Origin of the sequence: Methylacidiphilum sp. Yel, from assembly GCF_004421185.1 — a bacterium.
GTDB lineage: Bacteria > Verrucomicrobiota > Verrucomicrobiia > Methylacidiphilales > Methylacidiphilaceae > Methylacidiphilum.
Genome location: NZ_LXQB01000045.1, coordinates 4,594 through 21,775 on the forward strand (window position 1 = coordinate 4,594; position 17,182 = coordinate 21,775).

The 17,182-nt window shown below is 34.9% G+C and carries 11 protein-coding genes; all 11 read right to left on the reverse strand.

The window, feature by feature from the left end; translation table 11 throughout:
* Positions 1-1,252 precede the first annotated feature (1,252 nt).
* On the reverse strand, positions 1,253-1,984 hold the full coding sequence (locus tag A7Q09_RS06970) for an FkbM family methyltransferase (protein ID WP_244228588.1): 732 nt from the start codon (positions 1,982-1,984) through the stop codon (positions 1,253-1,255).
* Positions 1,985-2,027: 43 nt separating this feature from the next.
* On the reverse strand, positions 2,028-2,267 hold the full coding sequence (locus A7Q09_RS06975; protein WP_134390620.1) for a hypothetical protein: 240 nt from the start codon (positions 2,265-2,267) through the stop codon (positions 2,028-2,030).
* Positions 2,268-2,360: 93 nt separating this feature from the next.
* A complete protein-coding gene (locus A7Q09_RS06980; protein ID WP_134390622.1) occupies positions 2,361-3,206 on the reverse strand; it encodes a glycosyltransferase family 2 protein in 846 nt (281 codons plus the stop codon).
* 96 nt (positions 3,207-3,302) lie between these two features.
* On the reverse strand, positions 3,303-4,253 hold the full coding sequence (locus A7Q09_RS06985) for a class I SAM-dependent methyltransferase (RefSeq protein WP_134390624.1): 951 nt from the start codon (positions 4,251-4,253) through the stop codon (positions 3,303-3,305).
* A 24-nt stretch (positions 4,254-4,277) separates the two neighbouring features.
* On the reverse strand, positions 4,278-8,360 hold the full coding sequence (locus A7Q09_RS06990; RefSeq protein WP_134390625.1) for a FlgD immunoglobulin-like domain containing protein: 4,083 nt from the start codon (positions 8,358-8,360) through the stop codon (positions 4,278-4,280).
* A gap of 10 nt (positions 8,361-8,370) precedes the next feature.
* Positions 8,371-9,351 carry a hypothetical protein gene (locus A7Q09_RS06995; protein ID WP_208526706.1) on the reverse strand — a complete coding sequence of 327 codons (981 nt, stop codon included), beginning with the start codon at positions 9,349-9,351 and terminating at the stop codon, positions 8,371-8,373.
* Positions 9,352-9,442: 91 nt separating this feature from the next.
* A complete protein-coding gene (locus A7Q09_RS07000) occupies positions 9,443-10,783 on the reverse strand; it encodes a hypothetical protein (protein ID WP_134390627.1) in 1,341 nt (446 codons plus the stop codon).
* A complete protein-coding gene (locus tag A7Q09_RS07005) occupies positions 10,767-11,969 on the reverse strand; it encodes a glycosyltransferase (protein WP_134390629.1) in 1,203 nt (400 codons plus the stop codon). The genes A7Q09_RS07000 and A7Q09_RS07005 overlap by 17 nt, the downstream gene beginning before the upstream one ends.
* A 79-nt stretch (positions 11,970-12,048) precedes the next feature.
* On the reverse strand, positions 12,049-13,446 hold the full coding sequence (locus tag A7Q09_RS07010) for a hypothetical protein (protein WP_134390630.1): 1,398 nt from the start codon (positions 13,444-13,446) through the stop codon (positions 12,049-12,051).
* Positions 13,409-14,266 (reverse strand): glycosyltransferase family 4 protein, encoded by an 858-nt coding sequence (locus tag A7Q09_RS07015; RefSeq protein WP_134390632.1) that lies wholly within the window; start codon positions 14,264-14,266, stop codon positions 13,409-13,411. The genes A7Q09_RS07010 and A7Q09_RS07015 overlap by 38 nt, the downstream gene beginning before the upstream one ends.
* A gap of 164 nt (positions 14,267-14,430) precedes the next feature.
* A complete protein-coding gene (locus A7Q09_RS07020; RefSeq protein WP_134390634.1) occupies positions 14,431-15,645 on the reverse strand; it encodes a glycosyltransferase family 4 protein in 1,215 nt (404 codons plus the stop codon).
* Positions 15,646-17,182 lie beyond the last annotated feature (1,537 nt).

Here is a 17,182-nt window from a genome sequence, read left to right on the forward strand (position 1 = left end):
AGCAAAAGCTTCCCTAAGGCAAGTACCTGATCCTAGAGACAAGAAAAAAATCTCTCCGCACTAGAGGCCGTCTGCGCTTACAAGGAGCTTGCCCAAGTGGAGCGGGCCTTTAGGAAGTTAAAAGATGTCCTAAAGATGCCTCCAATCTATCCCCATGATCCGAGAGCTCGTCCAGGCCCATGTCTTTGTCGCCGCCTTGGCCTTCTTGCTTGACCGGCTATTGGAGAAAAAACTTAAGGCAGCCAAACTCCCCTTTTCCCCCGAAGAGGCCCTGACTCACCTACTCACCGTCCAAAGACGCCCAAGGCAGACATCTCTGGCACCAAACACCGCGGAGTCACGGCGGGAAACCAACACGGGCGGCCGGATCCTTTCCGCCCTCCGAGTTGGCTTCATGGAGCCTTGGAAACCCAAAAATAACTCCTAAAACCCTCGCATAGTGACACATTGAAAAATATCTCATTGATAATCAGCATCTTAAAAAAGTTTCACCAAACATAGGCTAGCCACCAGGGTCGGCTCTCCTCCGCTGATGATTCTGCTGGCTTTCAGCTTTGCGTTGGCTTCCACTGTTCTTCCCCCTCAAAAGCTACCCAAGCCCTTCTAGATGAGGAACTAAGAGATTTTTTGTCCAAAATTTGCTATCGTCCGCTATTTGGTCTTCCCTCGATCGTAGTAGCTTTCCACCAGTCGAACGAACTGGTTGACTTTCTCGCTCGGACGTCGAATCGGAACAATACGAAAAACATAAGGAGACATTATCCATGAACGGTGTTTAATTGAGGAAAATCAAGAGATTATCTAAGAAAAATATATTCACAATGTAGCAATATGTTTTTGCAAAAATGGCTACCTTTTCTCTGGGGTACCCTCAAAATTAGGCCATTTTTATCGGTCGTGAGATAGAGAACATACGAAGCACGAAATGCTAAAGAAAAGTTTTGTTTAGTCAGTTAACTCAAAACATAAGAATACATTAAATTTACTTGCAGAAAATTACAGGTGATCTATGTGGGAAAATCTTTGAGTTTTTTAATGATTCTAATCCTGTTGATGGTTCTTACTTATCCACTAAAGGTTAGATTACAATAAACCAATTTTTAAAATATTATTTTTTAGAATATTATTTTTAAGTTATGAATGAATAAAAAGGAAATTCTTTTCTCAAGTAGAATTTCAATTAAATTTATTTTAGCTTAAAATATTGTTTTATAGATTCAAATACCTTTCATTATTATGGTCTTAAAAACAATTATTTTTCTTTTTCAAAGAAAAAATCCCCTTGGATAGAGTTTCCTTTTGAATCATAGACTAAATTGTAAATCCCACGAAATCTAAAATGTTTAGAATATAAAAAATCTACTATTTGATCAGCTAATGCTTGACCCATGTATAATTCATAAAAAGAAGCTTCAACATAGATATACTGGAAATTATCAAGAAGATTTTCACATCCTCTAAGTACCTCTAGTTCGTATCCTTGCACATCAATTTTTAGTAAAGCTGGAGAATGAAATATGACATTTTTTAACCAATAATCTAAAGGCCCAATTTCAACTAGAATCTCATCTTTTTTATACGTTCCAGGGAAAAAATAATTTTGTAAATGGCTTATTGGAAACAAAGAAGAGGAATCATCTTTTAAAGATACATGCATTGGAAATTTACCAACTATGGGGCCTATGCCTCCGTTGAAAAAAATAACTTGAGGATCTCCTTTAAAAAGGGCTTTATAGAGTCTAGCTGGCTTAGGTTGTGGTTCAAAAGAATAGATTAAAGCTTTTGGGAAAAAACGCCTTGCCACTAAAGAAAATTGGCCACGATTTGCTCCCACATCGACGATAAGATGACAAGAAGGGATGTTTTTTAAAAGTTTTTCATGTTCAATTCCTGCTGCGACTTTACAAAAAGCGCCTTTCCAATAAAAAGGTGTAGAGAGAATTTTATAGGATTTATATATTTTCTTTAATGAAATGATAGCCATTGATTATCCTAAGACAGAAAAGTTCAAAAAGGGTAATTACAAATTAACAAGGTTTTTGAGCTAAAAGAACGAGATTATCACTAAAGAGTCTTCCCTTTAAAAAGGAAGGCCAAAAAAAATTAACCCAAGGAATCTTGCCTTGATTGCTATAACCAATAGCCAAATTAATCAATTGGTTTTCTTTTGCTATTCTTAATAGATCAAGCTCTAGAAGAGCTGTGATATGAAGTGGATAATTTCCAATATTTTCTTGAAAAGCTGCAAAATGACCTTTTAAAATCAAAGACCCTAGGCTTCTTAAGCTAAGATTGTTTGGTGTGGATACAGCAATGAATCCACCGGGTTTTATAAAATTTTTCCAAAAAACTCTTTCTTCTTATGGATTTGGAAGGAGTTTGTTCTTTCTAGATAATTCCCAGAGTTTAGCATCTATTAAAAACCTGAACCAGAACGTTTGTAACACATAAAAAATCAGTCCTTCAATACCATCAAGAAATCCTAGCTTGATAAAATATCTATAACAAAATAATAAAACGGGACGAATAAAAAGAGGAAAATTATAGTAAAATTGTTTTAGAGTTTTTTTTTGGTTAATTGGACTTCCAGCTGCCCATTTGGATTCATCTTTTTTTTGAGCTCCTCCTACGAATATTTCTTGGGCTTCAAGATCAGACCATCGATTGTGTCTTTGAATCCATTCCGTGAGATCCATTTGAATATCATCGATCATGATTGCTTGGAGCTTGGCAGTTTGTCCTTGAACATAAAAATGTTGATCATAGAGTCGATCTTCACAGCGGCCTTTTCCTCTTCGAAAAAGTCTAAGATGCCATGTTGGATAAATACCTCCATGCTTGAGGATTTTGCCTAAGAATTTTACTACTCTAGGGATATAGAAGCCATCGATTTGATTTTGTAGGAATAAAGAAAGATTTTTTAATTGCTCGATTAGTTCAGGCGAAAGCATTTCATCAGCGTCTAAATGTAATTCCCAAGGCTTTTTAAGCGGAAGATTTTCAATAGCCCAATTTCTTTGTTTTGCATAATACTCGAATGGATGTTGAATTATATGGACTGGATAAGAACTCAATATTTTGATTGTATTATCAGAACTATAAGAATCTACCACATGAACATCATCTGAAACGGCAAGTGCTGATTCAATTGTAGGAATAATAGTTCTTTCTGAATTATAAGTTAAAATTACTACAGATACATGCATAGTATTAATTAAAATAACATTTATGAATACTCCAAGCCTTTAAAGGCATTAGATTTATGAACATGCTACAAGTCTTTATCAAGGATGTATGTTTTATTAGTAAATTTTTTTTGGTTTTAAAACAAACAAGACGGTATTAGAAAAAAGCTCTTCATAAGGATAATCTTTAAGTTCTTCTTGAATTTCAGCAGTGAGCCATTTTCTACCTAAATCAGGATGTTTAACTTCTTCTTCAAGAATATCAAAATATTGACTAAACAAAGACCGATAATCTTTTCGTGACAGTCTGTTTAAAAAAGTATTTGGCTGAAAACGCCTTTTCCTAAGGTGTTCCCAAGGCTCACTCCTCCGTTTCATATCAGAATTGACGACGGAAGGAAACCATTCAGTAAGATGTCCTCCACATATTCCTGTATAAATGTTAGGGCGAATGAAAGCGACACCTGATGGATCTAGCCAATGAGCCATTTTAGGAATCAATTTCACTAATGAATTAGTCTCTATATGTTCAAAAACATCCTCAGATATTATTAAATCAAATGAATGAGAATCGAACTCTAGTTCTGAAGCATCACAAATAAATAGGTCATCTTTTGAAAATGAAAATGTAAGTTTTTTCCCTCGCAATTCAGTAGCTTTTGATAAAATTTTCCTTTCCGCAAGATCAAATAAATAAAATCGAATAAAAGATTTAATGGCTCGCTCCATGCCATTTTTTTTCCATATCTTAACAACTTCTGAGATTTTGCCATCTAAAAGCGGGACATCTAAATCAACCCCTTTAATCTTTGCTCCAAAACTTTTTAACAAAGCCATTCTAAGAGGCCTTGCACCAAAACCAATTTCTAAAATTCGTGCATTTTCTATTGACTTTCCAGCATATAAAAAAAGCTTATTGCTATATTCCTCGAGATCATCTAAAAGTCTTTCTACTTTTTTAATTCCCTTTGGTTCTAATAGACGCAAGCGAAAAATATTATATAATTCACATACTTTTTCTTTAAAGCTTATTGATGCTGAAGAACTAGCAGAAAATGTCTTCCTCATAAAAAATCAATACTACAAATGATATTACTTAATTATTAACTTAGCCCATTCTTTAGGATCGATTTCTGATTCTATGGATAAATCATTTATCATACCAGTTTTTTTGTTTGACCAATACATTCTAAGTGAATCCATTGTGCCATTTTTATCTGAATAAATTATTCCAAAATCTCCATAAAATGTTTTGCCTGGATGAAAAAGAAGGCCAAGTTCTTTTAGTGGGATTGCTGCATATAAACTATATTTATCTCTTTGTCTTATTAATTGAATTTTACAGTCATCAAGAATTAAGACTTGATCAATAGACGTCGTCCCAATAGGGGAAGAAAATAAAAAGGGGTTTTTTGTACCCATAACTCTATAACGATAGAGTATTGCAATTGGCTTCTGTTTATAAATAGAAAAAAGAAGTCTAAAATCTCCTTCTTGAATTGGTTCGCTTAACGATAGTCTTTGTGCTCCACATTCAAATATTACTGCATCCCCTGTTTTGAAAAGTTGAAAAGGGTTTTTCCCATTATTAATCATTGGGGTATCATCAGTAACGTCTTTAAAGCCAATATAAAGATATTGTTGATCAAAAGTTAAACTTGCAGAAGCCTCATGATTAGCATCAAAGCTCCAATGCGCTACTTCTTCTTTGAAATCCCACTGAAAAAGATCAGCACTAGGAGGACTACTAGCATCATTATTATAAGGAAGTGGCCTTATGATTAAAACAGGTCTTAAGCCGTTGATTTGAGTCGACCTATCGTTTTTTTCCTTATTTGAAGAAACGATGAGCGGCTGTTGTGGTAGTTTTTTTACAGTGTCTAATCCTTCAAGCTTTGCAATGACCGAACATTCTCTTGCATCACTTACCGGTCCAATAATATAAAAATTGTTATCAATGGAACTTTTAAAGAACTGGCCTCCAAAACTTTCACCCCCAGCTGAGTTTGTTGTTAATTCAATGCCACGAACTTGATGTTGTGGAAGAACGTCTGGTGCTGCTCGAGCATCTTTAAAAAGGCTTCCGATATAAAGTCCATCAGTTGTAAAGAGATATCTTTCCCCAAAGTTTCCTGAAAGACAGAAAATCTCTCCGATATTATCTAAATTTGCTGATCCTATGACATAAAGAGGGCCAATCAATCTCCCAGGATAGGCTTTTGGGGCTAGATGACTGCCATGCACACCGGACCAAGGGTTGGGATAATGCCAAAGCAATTTCCCTTCTTGGGTAAACATTTCTAATGGATTATGATTGATGAGAATGTTGCCCTTTGCATCGCACCATCCTTGGGGTTCATCAGCTACAGGCAAGGGATTTGACAAAGCGAAAATTCTTTTAGCTTCTTTTAAAGAATATACAGGCGCTCCAACACTATTGAATCCTTTGCAATCAAGCTTCCAGACAGTAACAAATTCTTTGGTCTGATTAATCCAATAGGTTGATAAGTCTTGGCCAATAATAGGTCTCCACCAAGCACCTTTGAAAATGGGACCACCTGTTTCTTCGTCAGAAAATATTTCTACTTCATTTTCTTGGACTCGACCATCTCCGTTTTGATCAATCCATAAGAATGAATGACGAAGAGGGTAGCCCCTTGCTATTGATTCATAGTGTAAAAGATTACATAACTCTTCTCGACTATGAACTGTTTCCCATGCATTCCCATCAAATATAGAAGGAAATTTGCTTTTAGCCCATTCTAATTGGAAAGGATCTGAAAAGAGTTGATTTGCAATCAGCCTTGGAAGCCTGTAATTATATTTCAAAAAATAAGAGAGTTGACCCATTGCGGATAATGGACGAGCGGAACCATCTTCATTTAATTCTGATATACAAAGATAGTTTTTAAATCCACTGACAAGAAGTTTTCTCTTGGCTAATAAAAGAAATTGATGATACATCTCAGCATCTAATCCAAAAAGAGCATTCGATTTTGTAGATCGCCATAAAGTGCTATTCAATCGCCATAATCCTTTTTGCCAATCTAAGTCTACTTTATTTGCCATTACTATGGCTTCAGAAGGATTTAATGGATTAATATTACATCCCATAGCTGCATAAAAGGTTGAACCACAATATTCAGTGAGAAATTCACCATTTAAGGCCCATACACTAATTCGTCTTGGTGATTGGTCCCATTCAGCCACCCAAATCCTATTTTTTGGATCAACCGTAAGCCCAAAAGGTAAAAACATTCCTCTGGGATCATATGGGCCATTGAGAGGTCTCCCCCCTTTCTTACCGATTTCTCTTAAAAAAACTCCATCTTTAGAAAAGACTTTGATATTCATTGCTCTACCCCAATCAGAAATATAAAGTTGATTATTTTGATCTAGAGCAATCCCAATTGGAGCTTCTAGTCCTGTGGTAATAAATGGAGTGATGTTTCCCTGTTGATCAATCTTAACAACGCGATGCCCACTGATCGCATAAAGTAGCCCATCGTTTGCTGCAACTATGCCTGTTGGTTTATCAATAGAAAGCGTGCGGATACTATTGGCTTCATCGTCTAAAATAAGAATCTTGTTTTCAAAAAAAAGAGAACAATAGAGCATATTCTTCCAAGAAGCTATTCCCATCACTTGTCTTTGGCACCATGCAGCATCTAGTGTCCCATTTTCAATCGCTTCTCCTTCTAGGGCCTTAGGAGGGGGAGGCTTAGAAATATCATAATGATAAATGACCTTATAAGGCATATTATCTTTAAATAAAACGGGATCGCCATTTTCGGCATTAAAACGAACAAGCCGAATTTCTCCAGGAGGAACTCCATAACTATTGATTGTTCCTCCAATGACCATATAAAGATAGGATCTAAGCCTAGTAATCATTCCTCCAACAATTCCGCCATTGCCCCATTTTTTGCGACCATTCAAATCAAGAGCCATAACGGTACAGGCCCCCTCTGCCAGTGCGGCAGAAACAAAGATACTATTTTTATCTGAGGTTATTGACAAAGGGTTCTCATGATTTGATAACCATCCCCCACGACCATCGGGGGTTAGCCAGGGGGGATCTCCAGGATTTCCAAAAGAAAATTCGTAGTGGAGTGTGAACGGCTTATGAAAAATACCTCTTAAAAAATATTCTCCAGGAGAGACTTCTTTTCCATCATCATCTTTCCCATCCCACCAGTCAATGTTTCTTCCAGCTTTCCTTGGAACATCCCCAATAAGATTTCTGATTCTATTGCCCTGTTTATCATCTATTACAAGGCTTACATTGGCGTCTGATGGTAAATCGTAGCTAATTTGAATATTCCCATGAGTAGAAAATTGTTGAAAATCTTTTTTTTCCTTTATTTCATTGACCTGATTTAGAGAGAAAATATGTCCTTCTTTTGAAAATTCTATTTTTCCCCAAGCTGAGGGATCGGTCCAAAAAAAAGCCCGAAGTGGATTTTGTGGATTCACTAAATCAGCAAACCTATGTTCGGGCCAGTTTTTGCCTTTTAGACTTCCCCAAAAAAATTCTAACCCGCATAAAAGATGTAATTTCTCAATAGAAAAATTATTTAATGAAGTGAGCCCTAAGATCTTCCAAGGAATTGCTATTTCTTGGCAATAGCCTTTTGCATCTTGATTTTTCTTAAAAGCAACTTCTACCCCCATCCTGCTTCCATCATTGACATCGACTGCTTTGGAATCTTTATCCCACATTCCAAAATGAAGGCTAACCCATGGCTGATGTTTGGGGGTATAATACCAAGAAGTAACATGCACTATGGTGGATGGAGACTTTATCCGGATTTGAACAGCATCTCCTTTCCATCCTCCTTGAGGATCAACCTCAGGATTTATCCAGTTTTCCATGGGGCTAAGGTCATGGAAGCGAAATGAAAAATATAGGTTCTTTTGGTCATACATAGAAGCTACTTCGACAGAATGGGTCTGTTGAAGAGTTGATAGATCATAACAACAAAGAAGAGTTCCTGAAAGGTCCCATTCTTTTAAGTCCCCATCGATTTGTACAGTTTGTTGAGCCGGAATAGAAATTAGCAAATGATTGTCTGTTTGCTGGCCAAAGAGAACTAAGGGGAAGAAAAGAACAATAAATCCTATTAAAAAGATAGCCAATTTTTTAAGATTTAAATTGGTCAGAAGAAAAATCATTTCTTTTGAATTATTGATTAGAGATCACAATTAAATCAGTTGCTGTGGGGAGTCCTGGGCAAGCCCCAGCTCCCCAAACTTTCTTATAGCTTAATCCAAAAAGAGCGTTAATCTGTTTTGCGCCAGAAAGAACCATTTTCCAAGATTTCCCTCCATCTTCTGTTTTAAACATTGATTCAGCTAATTGCAGATAATTATTATTTTGAACGGCTGCATACCCTCTTCCAAGCTGATCAAACCACAGAGCGGTTATAGCTCGAGTTGTCGGAAGTTGATAAAGCTTCCAGGTTTCTCCCCCATCTTCTGTAGCAACTATTTTCCCTTGATCTAAGCCTATCCAACCTTTCCAACTAGTGGCAAAGAAAAGGGAATACGGATAAGGAAGGCCTGGGGGCAGGAGAATTTCTTTCCATGTTTCTCCTGAATCTATACTTTTCAATAAATAAGGAGCTGGTCGTTTTGAGCCAAGAATATAGATAGTAAAGCCCATCCTTTCTTTTACATCTCCTGGAATAGCCATTTTTAAAGAACCAAAGAAAGTCTGTTCCTTCCAATTTTTCCCTCCATCAATACTCCAATGGCTAGCAAAATCATTACAAAGAACGAATCGTACTGGGCCTTTACAATAGAGAGCTCCATAGCCTTGCAGTTTTCCAGGAAGAATTTCTTCCCAACTTTCTCCATCATTCGTTGAATGCCAGAGCCTTGCCCAAGCCTTTCCATGTTGACCTTCAAGTAACCAAATCTCTCGGGGACTAGTCAGTTGGATGTGATACCATCCTCCTTCATTTTTCATTTTTTGCCAAGTTTTTCCTCCATCCATGGTCTTATATACCCCACTATAACCACAGGTCCATCCAATCTGTTCATTCCAAAACTGAATATCAAGAAGTTGTCCTGAATAAGTGACTTTGTCGTCTGTTCCTTGTGTATTTGTAATTATAAAACCTTGGGAAGGCCCCTCTGTTTTTTCTTGAATAGGAAAAACCAATGGGCAACCCTGCCATACTCCAAAAGAAAAGCAGTGGAAGATTAATTTGAATGAAAAAAAAATTATTGGAAATAATCTTATTATCACTCTTTCAAACAGTTTTAATTTCTTTTTGTTTAAAAGAAATGAATATCAAAAGAAATATAATATCTATAAGAACAACGAAGCTTCCATCAATTAAAAACAATAAAGCAGCCGTTTTTGGTTGAATAAAAGAAAAAAAGAGGATTTTTCCTGCTGATATCCATGAACTGAAAAACCGATGAGTTGCTTTACCCCATGCAGAGAGAATAGTGTCCATTGCACAATAAATTATTCCAAAATAAGCAGAAAATAAAAAAATGATAAAAGTATTTGGATATTCAAAAATATAATGATGATAATATTTATTAGCCAGGATATAAACACCATAAAGAAGGATTGAAAATAAAATGTCTATTATTGCAATAAAAAAAAGGTATTTTTTAGCTTTGAAAAATCGTTCAGTAATAGCATGAATAAGACGCAATTTTCTTCCTATATAATTATTTAGCGGACCAAATGCCAGCAAAATAATTTGATTGCATCTTTGAAAAATAGAATATATTGCCACTACGGTGTCTGTAGCGAACAATGCACCAAATAAAGTTCCACTCCAATGTGCTATCGAAAGCAAAACACTGCTTTGAAGAGAAGGGAATACGAATTTCCATAGTTCATTACGAATATTTTGAGTGATAATTATATTATTTATATTCTTTGAGGAAAGCCGATTTTCTATTTTATTTAAAAAATATCCACATAATAGCCATCCTAATCCATAAGAAATAAAGTCGATGCAGAAAAGAGTCATTAGGCTAACAGAGAAACAAAAAAAATATAGAATGATAATCAAACAAAAGAGTCGGAATATTGGACTAAAAGTTTGCAGCCAACTATAATGATTAAATTTTCCAAGGGCATATAAAAAAGAAAGACAAAATGATTGACGACTTTGCAATAAGCCTACAAGGAAAAAAGCATTGATTAATGTTAATGGTATTTTTTCAAAAAATTTTCCTTTATAATGGAAAAGAAAAATAATCACCCATAATAAAAGTCCCATTATTAGAATGAGTCGGACTGAAACATTGAGGCTTTCTTTTTTATAAGTCTCAAAATGGGCTTTGTTATTTTCATCTTGAGCAGCCAAGACTTGGATTGCTGAAGAAACTCCTCCGTCTGTCCATACATTCACTAGAAATGTAATGGCTTGTGCAATCGCGTAGGATGCAAATATATATTTAGGAGTTTTTGCTACTAAAAGAAATATACTTAAGGCGTTAGTCAAAGAAACAATACCAGAAGAACTCCATAATGGAACTAGAATAGGAAAATGTCTTTTGAATAGAGAAAATATTTTACTATAAAATTCTAAGGAGGAAAGAAGTCTTACACTATTTAAGTAGTTCACATTTAGATTTATGTTTGTTGATAATTTCTATAAATGATTCTTCAAGTTTTATTGTAGTTTTTTCAATAGAAAATAGATCTTCAGCTATTTTTTGTCCATTTTTCCCCATTGTAAGCCGCAGAGACTCATTGCTTAATAGTTCGATGCATGCTTTGGCTATTTCTTCCACATTACAAGAGACAACTATGCCAGCATTCCCTTGTTTAACCTCCCTCCAAATGTTCACCTTATTTGAGATAATCACAGGAATGCCTGCAGCCATGGCTTCAACGACGGCTATTCCGAAGTTTTCTGTATAGGAAGGCAAAATGAACACATCTGCATCGGCAAGAAGCGCTATTTTTTTATCACCAGTAATCATTCCAGTAAAGATTACATGTTTTTCAAGGTTAAATTCTTTGATCCAATTGGAAACCTCTTTCCCATACCCTTCATTATCGGGTCCTGCGAGGATAAGGACAGCCTCTTTGTGCCTTTGTATAATTTGAGAAAAAGCAGGAATAAGAAGATCTAGACCTTTTTTAAAATTTATTCTTCCAAAAAAAAGTAAGATTTTATGTTTAAAAAGATTGTATTGGCCTCTGAAAAGGCCCTTTAGAGGATATCTATGTTGTTTAACATCAATGCCAAGTGGAATGATTATCCCAGGAGCCTTTAGTTTTAATGGAAGTGTTAATTGTTGTTCTTCTAAAGAAGTATAATGAATAGCTGAAGCATGGTTTAGATTTGGAAAATCAAACAATTTTTCATGAGGAAATTTTAACAACCGCTTTTTCTTAAACAAGAAAGGATCAAGCGAACCATGAGGATTCATCACATAGGGAATATGATATTTGCGGGCATAGTAAGCAGCAATTGTTGGAGGAAATCTATATAGAGAATATATATATACTATATCATAATGTGATATAGTTTCTAATAAATATTGCTTTAAATGTATTGATAAATAGTATTTTCTAAAATACGATATCGAATGAAGAGTTATTGGAAAATAGTATATTTTATATCCATCTTTTTTTATAGCTTGATTTAATGGAACGTCAAGCAAAGAATCGACATTATCATTTGTAGTATAGATAGTAACTTGATGGCCTCGATCAGCTAAAGCTTTAGCCTGATTTAGGCAAGCAAAAGATGGACCTCCATGACGAAGAGAAAGGCTACAGATAACCTTAAGAATATGCATAGATAATTAAGATACTAAGATCCCAATGATAAAATTTATATTTTATCAAAAAATATTGCATTTTTATTTTAATGATTAATTAAGAACAAAACTTTGTTCGAAACAAAACATTAGGAGTTCTCCTTGAAGAAAAAGAAGAACTATCAATCCGAGAAGCTACTAGACAAAACCCGGTAAAAATCCATCCATAGCCGTTTGTTGTTCCTTGACCGGTAATTTGACCATTGAAAAGAATAGGACTAACAAAAAAATATAAAATCAGAGGCAATGGATTTTTTAATAATGCTGTCGCTTTCCAACATCTTAATCCAAGATAAATCACAAGGGAAAGTCGGTAAATTAAAAAAATAAGACCAAAAAGTGGACCAAGCTCATAAATATGCCTACTCCAATCATCTTCAACATATAGAGATTGTTCTCCTTGTAATATTGTAAAAGCATTTCCGGCTGTGCCAAGACCAAATCCTAATAAGGGGACTTTATCCAATACATCAAAAAACCTGACTAAATCCCCAGCAATTCTTTCAAGCATAAGAAATCCTCCTTCATATTCCGCTGCGCCCGTCCATCTTTCAACCATTGCTTCAATAACGTTAGAAAAGATAGTCAAAGAAAGGAAGCTCCCTACAATTATCATAATAATAAGAGTAATTATAAAATTGAATGACTGCCTGTTTAAGCCAGATTTAAGACCAGCGATTAGAGAACCAATTAAGACTATAAAACACATAAAAAAGGCTGTTCTACTTCCTGAAACTAAGATGTTAACCAGAACTGCGCATCCAACTATCCAGGTTAAATATCCTTGAAGAAATTTCTGATTTTTGTTTTTAAATAACAGGTAAATGAAGAAGCTAAGGCAACTTGCTATAAAAAGAGCCTGACCCCCTGCTTGTGTAAAAGTACCATGGGCTCGCGAAATTTCCCCATATACCCCTAGATTTTGATATGCTAATTCCGGGTCTTGTGCAAAACCAGCGTTAATAGGTGAGTCACCAGGGGAGATAGATTGAAGAAAACAAAGTGGAGCCACAGGGATAGAAAATAGTAAAGTCCATTTAGCTACTTTATCTAACTGTTCTTTTGAAAGAACCCTTTCCATGAGGAAAGGCAGAGGAATGTACAAAAAATAGTTTCTTAGTCCATAAAATATAATCATAGGAGAAATTTCTCCAAAAAAAGATTCATACAAAGCCAGTATCAAACCAATGACACCTAGAGATAAACCTGCTAAATAGAAAGGATGAGGTCTTGACCATAAATTTAGTCTTATTCCAAGCCAATAAGCCCAGATCACAAAAGGATCTCTAATAAAAAAAAGCGCTCTTCCATAACCAGGGAAAATCCATTTTCTTAGAATCCCTTCAGTTAAAAGCAACACGTAAATACCTATAAGAATCCAGCTTAGAAGCTCTTTTCTTTTTTCAAGAAGTTGGAGATTACGAGTAGGATTCAAATAGGATTTTTTGAAGTACATTATAATAATTCTCTCCAATAATTTCTTTTGTAAATCTTTTAAGATGATCTTTTGCGTAAAGCCGTAATGAATAAAATAGATCTGGATTTTTAATGAGCTCTTTAATTTTGTTTGCCAATTGAAGCACATCTCCATTGGGATACGTAAGCCCACAAGGCCCGATGGCTTCTTTAAGACCCCCTCCTTCAGTACCAATGACAACACAGCCTGAAGCAATACCTTCTAGAGCCACAATCCCAAACGGTTCGTTCCAAATAGAAGGTACAACCAAAATCTTATGTTTTTTCATAAGATCAGCAACTTCTTGTTGTGTTTTAGGGCCTAAAATACTAACTTTTTGTTCTAGATCATTGGCTTTTACAAAAGCTATTAGATTGGCTTCCTCAGGTCCGTATCCAACAAAACTAGCCGTGAGATTTATGTTTTCTTGCTTTAAGAGTATCATGGCCTCCAAAAGATCTTTTGCTCCTTTCCCATCAACCATTCTTCCCACAAAAAGGAGGTCCTTTTGTCGATTTTCTTCTTTTGGTAAATCAAAAAGGCTATTATCATAGAGATTAGAGATTACTATGGCTTTATAAGGAAGATGATCAGCAATAGCTTGGCTTACTCCAATAATGATGTTAGCTTTTTTTAGGATCCATTTATATAAGAGTCCTTTGAATCCTTTAAACGAAAGCCAATTTTGAATTATTATTCCATAGGGTTTGTGTAATAGGGCAGAAGCAAAGCAAAGTTTGATTGACAAATGGTTATGTAATATTACGTCGGCTTGAAAAGTCGCATGAAAAACACTAAAAGGATTTATTTTTCGAATCACACGAAAAGAAAATGGTTCTTTTCCTGAATAATGTGTAGAGGTAAGAACAGAGATAGAAATGTTTTTTTTTTTCTAGTTCTTGAGCTAAAAGTTGTGCAAAAGTTTCCATTCCTCCTATTTGAGGCCAAAAATAATAGCTTGATAATAAGAGCTTATATTTTTTTTTATTCATTAATGGGATCCGAACAAGAATGATTGTTTTTTGGGAGATACATCACTGATTTAAAAGCATAGACAAGCTGATCTACACATCTTTTAATACTATAGGATTCTATAATTTCTTTACTCTTTTGTCCCATTTTTTTTCTCATCGATTCATCATTGATAAGTGTTTTAATACAATCTGCTAGTTTGTGAACATTATTTGCTGGAAAAACAAATCCATTTTCTCCATCCTTAACTAAATCTCCAACACATCCAACAAGATCTGAAGCGATAACAGGAAGACCAAAATTCATAGCTTCGTTGATCACAAGTCCCCAGGTGTCATGTGTGGAAGGTAAGACAAATAAGTCTGATGCACTATAAGCTTTTGAGATTTCTGATTGATTAAGAAAGCCTGTAAAATAGACGTTTTTTATTTTATCCCTTGTAATTTTTTCTTCCATTACGTTTCTTAAAGGTCCATCACCTACAACTAAGAGATTGCAAGGCAATTGGGTTGCAACAATCTGAAATGCTTCTAAAAGAAGAAGTGGACATTTCATTTCTACTAATCGACCACAGAAGAGGATTATGGGGTAAGGATTAACTATTCCTAAATCTTTTCGAATATTGTCTTTATATGGGAAATATTTTTCATATTGTGTTTGAAAGTATTGATTATCTGCACAATAAATTGCTGGGTATAAACGTGTTTTTGGAATACCATAATATTCAAGATATTTTTTATTCGCCTCTCCAATATACAAACCATAAGTTTGGCTTAATAGAAATCTTAAAGGAAAGTATTTTATTATTTTCTTCCAGTTTTTTCTTTTGTGGAACAATACGTCTTCTGTTCTAAGAAATGATATTCTTTTGTTAAAGCTTTGAAGCAGTACCGCAAACCAATTTATAACAAGATAATATCCATGTATCCATATGATATCGTATTTTTCTTTCCATAGGTGTGCTAAGATATCAATTCTTGGAGAATTATAAAAACAATTAGGGATTTCAAGCAGATTACTTTTGGGAAAACTAACCCAGTGATAGCCTTCAAAATAAGATACATTATAGTTAATATCTCTAGAATAATTATTTTTGTGAAGTTTCCCTGTTGTTTTTAATGTATAGTATATAACAGTAAAAGAAATATCTTTTATTTTATGTAATTCTTTATAAATAGGAATAAAATAGTGTATAGGATGTGAAACTAAATGAGCAACTCTAATCATTTTATACTTAATCCAATAAGAAAAGTTTCATCTAAAAGCAGGTTTCTTTCTTCAAGATTCAAATAAAAAGAAAAATACATATCACTAATTTTTTTACCTATTTTATTGGGTTATTGGGAGAAAATCTGAAGAAAAAATAAAAAAAGCTACCGCTTTTCCCTATATACTTATTGAAAAATAGGGGCCATTTCTACAGAAGATGGAATGACCAATATTACTTTTTAGCTATTTTCCCCCTTAAATTTCAACTGAATTTTTAAGATATTGTTTATAAAAATCAAGAAAATTTTATGAATAAAACTCGTTTATTGAAAAAACTTATTACAAAAAGAAAATGAATATATTCGCTTATAAAGAAAATATACTAATAGCTATTCAAGATGCAATGTTACTACTTGAGGCTAAGAAATAAGTTTTTTAACATATCGAAGTTTTAAAAGGATTATAAGTGGAGGATAAAAAATGACTTCGAAACGAATGAAAAAAGAAAAGGTTTTTTTTTCCTATCGAAACTCATGGTGTTCTTAATGCTACAGAAATGCCAGGTTTTTTGGGGAGTTGGTAAGGAGAGTTTTTTCAAGGTTCTTTAGAGAGTTTAATGTTTAGTCTTAAATTTGTTATGCAATTGAGATTGAAAAAGGATGAGTCTTTCATTAGTTGAGCTTTTATTTAAATTTTCTCTAGCTATTTAAGAGGTGGCTGCTAGCTGATAGACTCGTTAATTCTCTATCACAAAAAAAATTTAGGAAATTTCTTTTAAAAACATAAAAAGTATGTATTAAGGCTTTATCTTTATGAATTTGCCTATGGTTAAGAGTGCATTATCTTTTTTTTCGTGTGATTCGAAAACTTGTGGGTGAAGTATGACATGTCTCAGGAAGTGTAGGCGTATGCTTTTGGCCACTTTTCGTATGGCACCTTCGGGTCAGAGTCAGCTCATAATCAGTCACCAACTCTGGCTTACAGCTTTCCATCAAAAGCTCCACAAGCCTGTCCACATGAAGAGCCAAAAGCTCCTTGCGCTTGAAGATCCTCTATCGTCCGCTGTTTGATTTTCCCTCGATCGTAGTGGCTTTTCACAAGTTGAACGTACTGGTCCACTTTCCCGCTTGAGCCGCCGAATTGGAACGATACGCAGAAACATAAAGAGACATTATCCTATAATGTTGATCTATTTATTTACTTTAAAAGGTTTATTCATAATAATTATTTATATTCATAATGTATCACTATGTTTTCAGCAAAAATGGCTCCCTCTCCTCTGGAGCACCCCCAAAATCAGGCGATTTTCACAAAACATGGGCTAACGGCTGGCTTACGAGCAAGCGATGCGAGAGGCAGCTGTAGCTAAGATTCGGGAAAAAGCTCTCAGAAGCTCGCTAAGCGGGTAGAAAACGCAAGAGCTTCGTCATCCAGAAAAGATTGGGGCTACTGCGCTGAGCGCATCCTTTGGGCCCATCACGGGCATCGCTATTTCCGCTGGAGCCTCCGTTCCGGTCGGTTCCAGTTCTGGCGAAAAAGCCTTTGGAAGAGCAAA

Excerpts from the sequence above, each read along its gene's own strand:
- A7Q09_RS06990 (WP_134390625.1), bottom strand. The coding sequence starts at position 8,360 with ATGATTTTTCTTCTGACCAATTTAAATCTTAAAAAATTGGCTATCTTT.
- A7Q09_RS06980 (WP_134390622.1), bottom strand. The coding sequence starts at position 3,206 with ATGCATGTATCTGTAGTAATTTTAACTTATAATTCAGAAAGAACTATT.
- A7Q09_RS06985 (WP_134390624.1), bottom strand. The coding sequence starts at position 4,253 with ATGAGGAAGACATTTTCTGCTAGTTCTTCAGCATCAATAAGCTTTAAA.
- A7Q09_RS07020 (WP_134390634.1), bottom strand. The coding sequence starts at position 15,645 with ATGATTAGAGTTGCTCATTTAGTTTCACATCCTATACACTATTTTATT.
- A7Q09_RS06970 (WP_244228588.1), bottom strand. The coding sequence starts at position 1,984 with ATGGCTATCATTTCATTAAAGAAAATATATAAATCCTATAAAATTCTC.
- A7Q09_RS07010 (WP_134390630.1), bottom strand. The coding sequence starts at position 13,446 with ATGTACTTCAAAAAATCCTATTTGAATCCTACTCGTAATCTCCAACTT.
- A7Q09_RS07005 (WP_134390629.1), bottom strand. The coding sequence starts at position 11,969 with ATGCATATTCTTAAGGTTATCTGTAGCCTTTCTCTTCGTCATGGAGGT.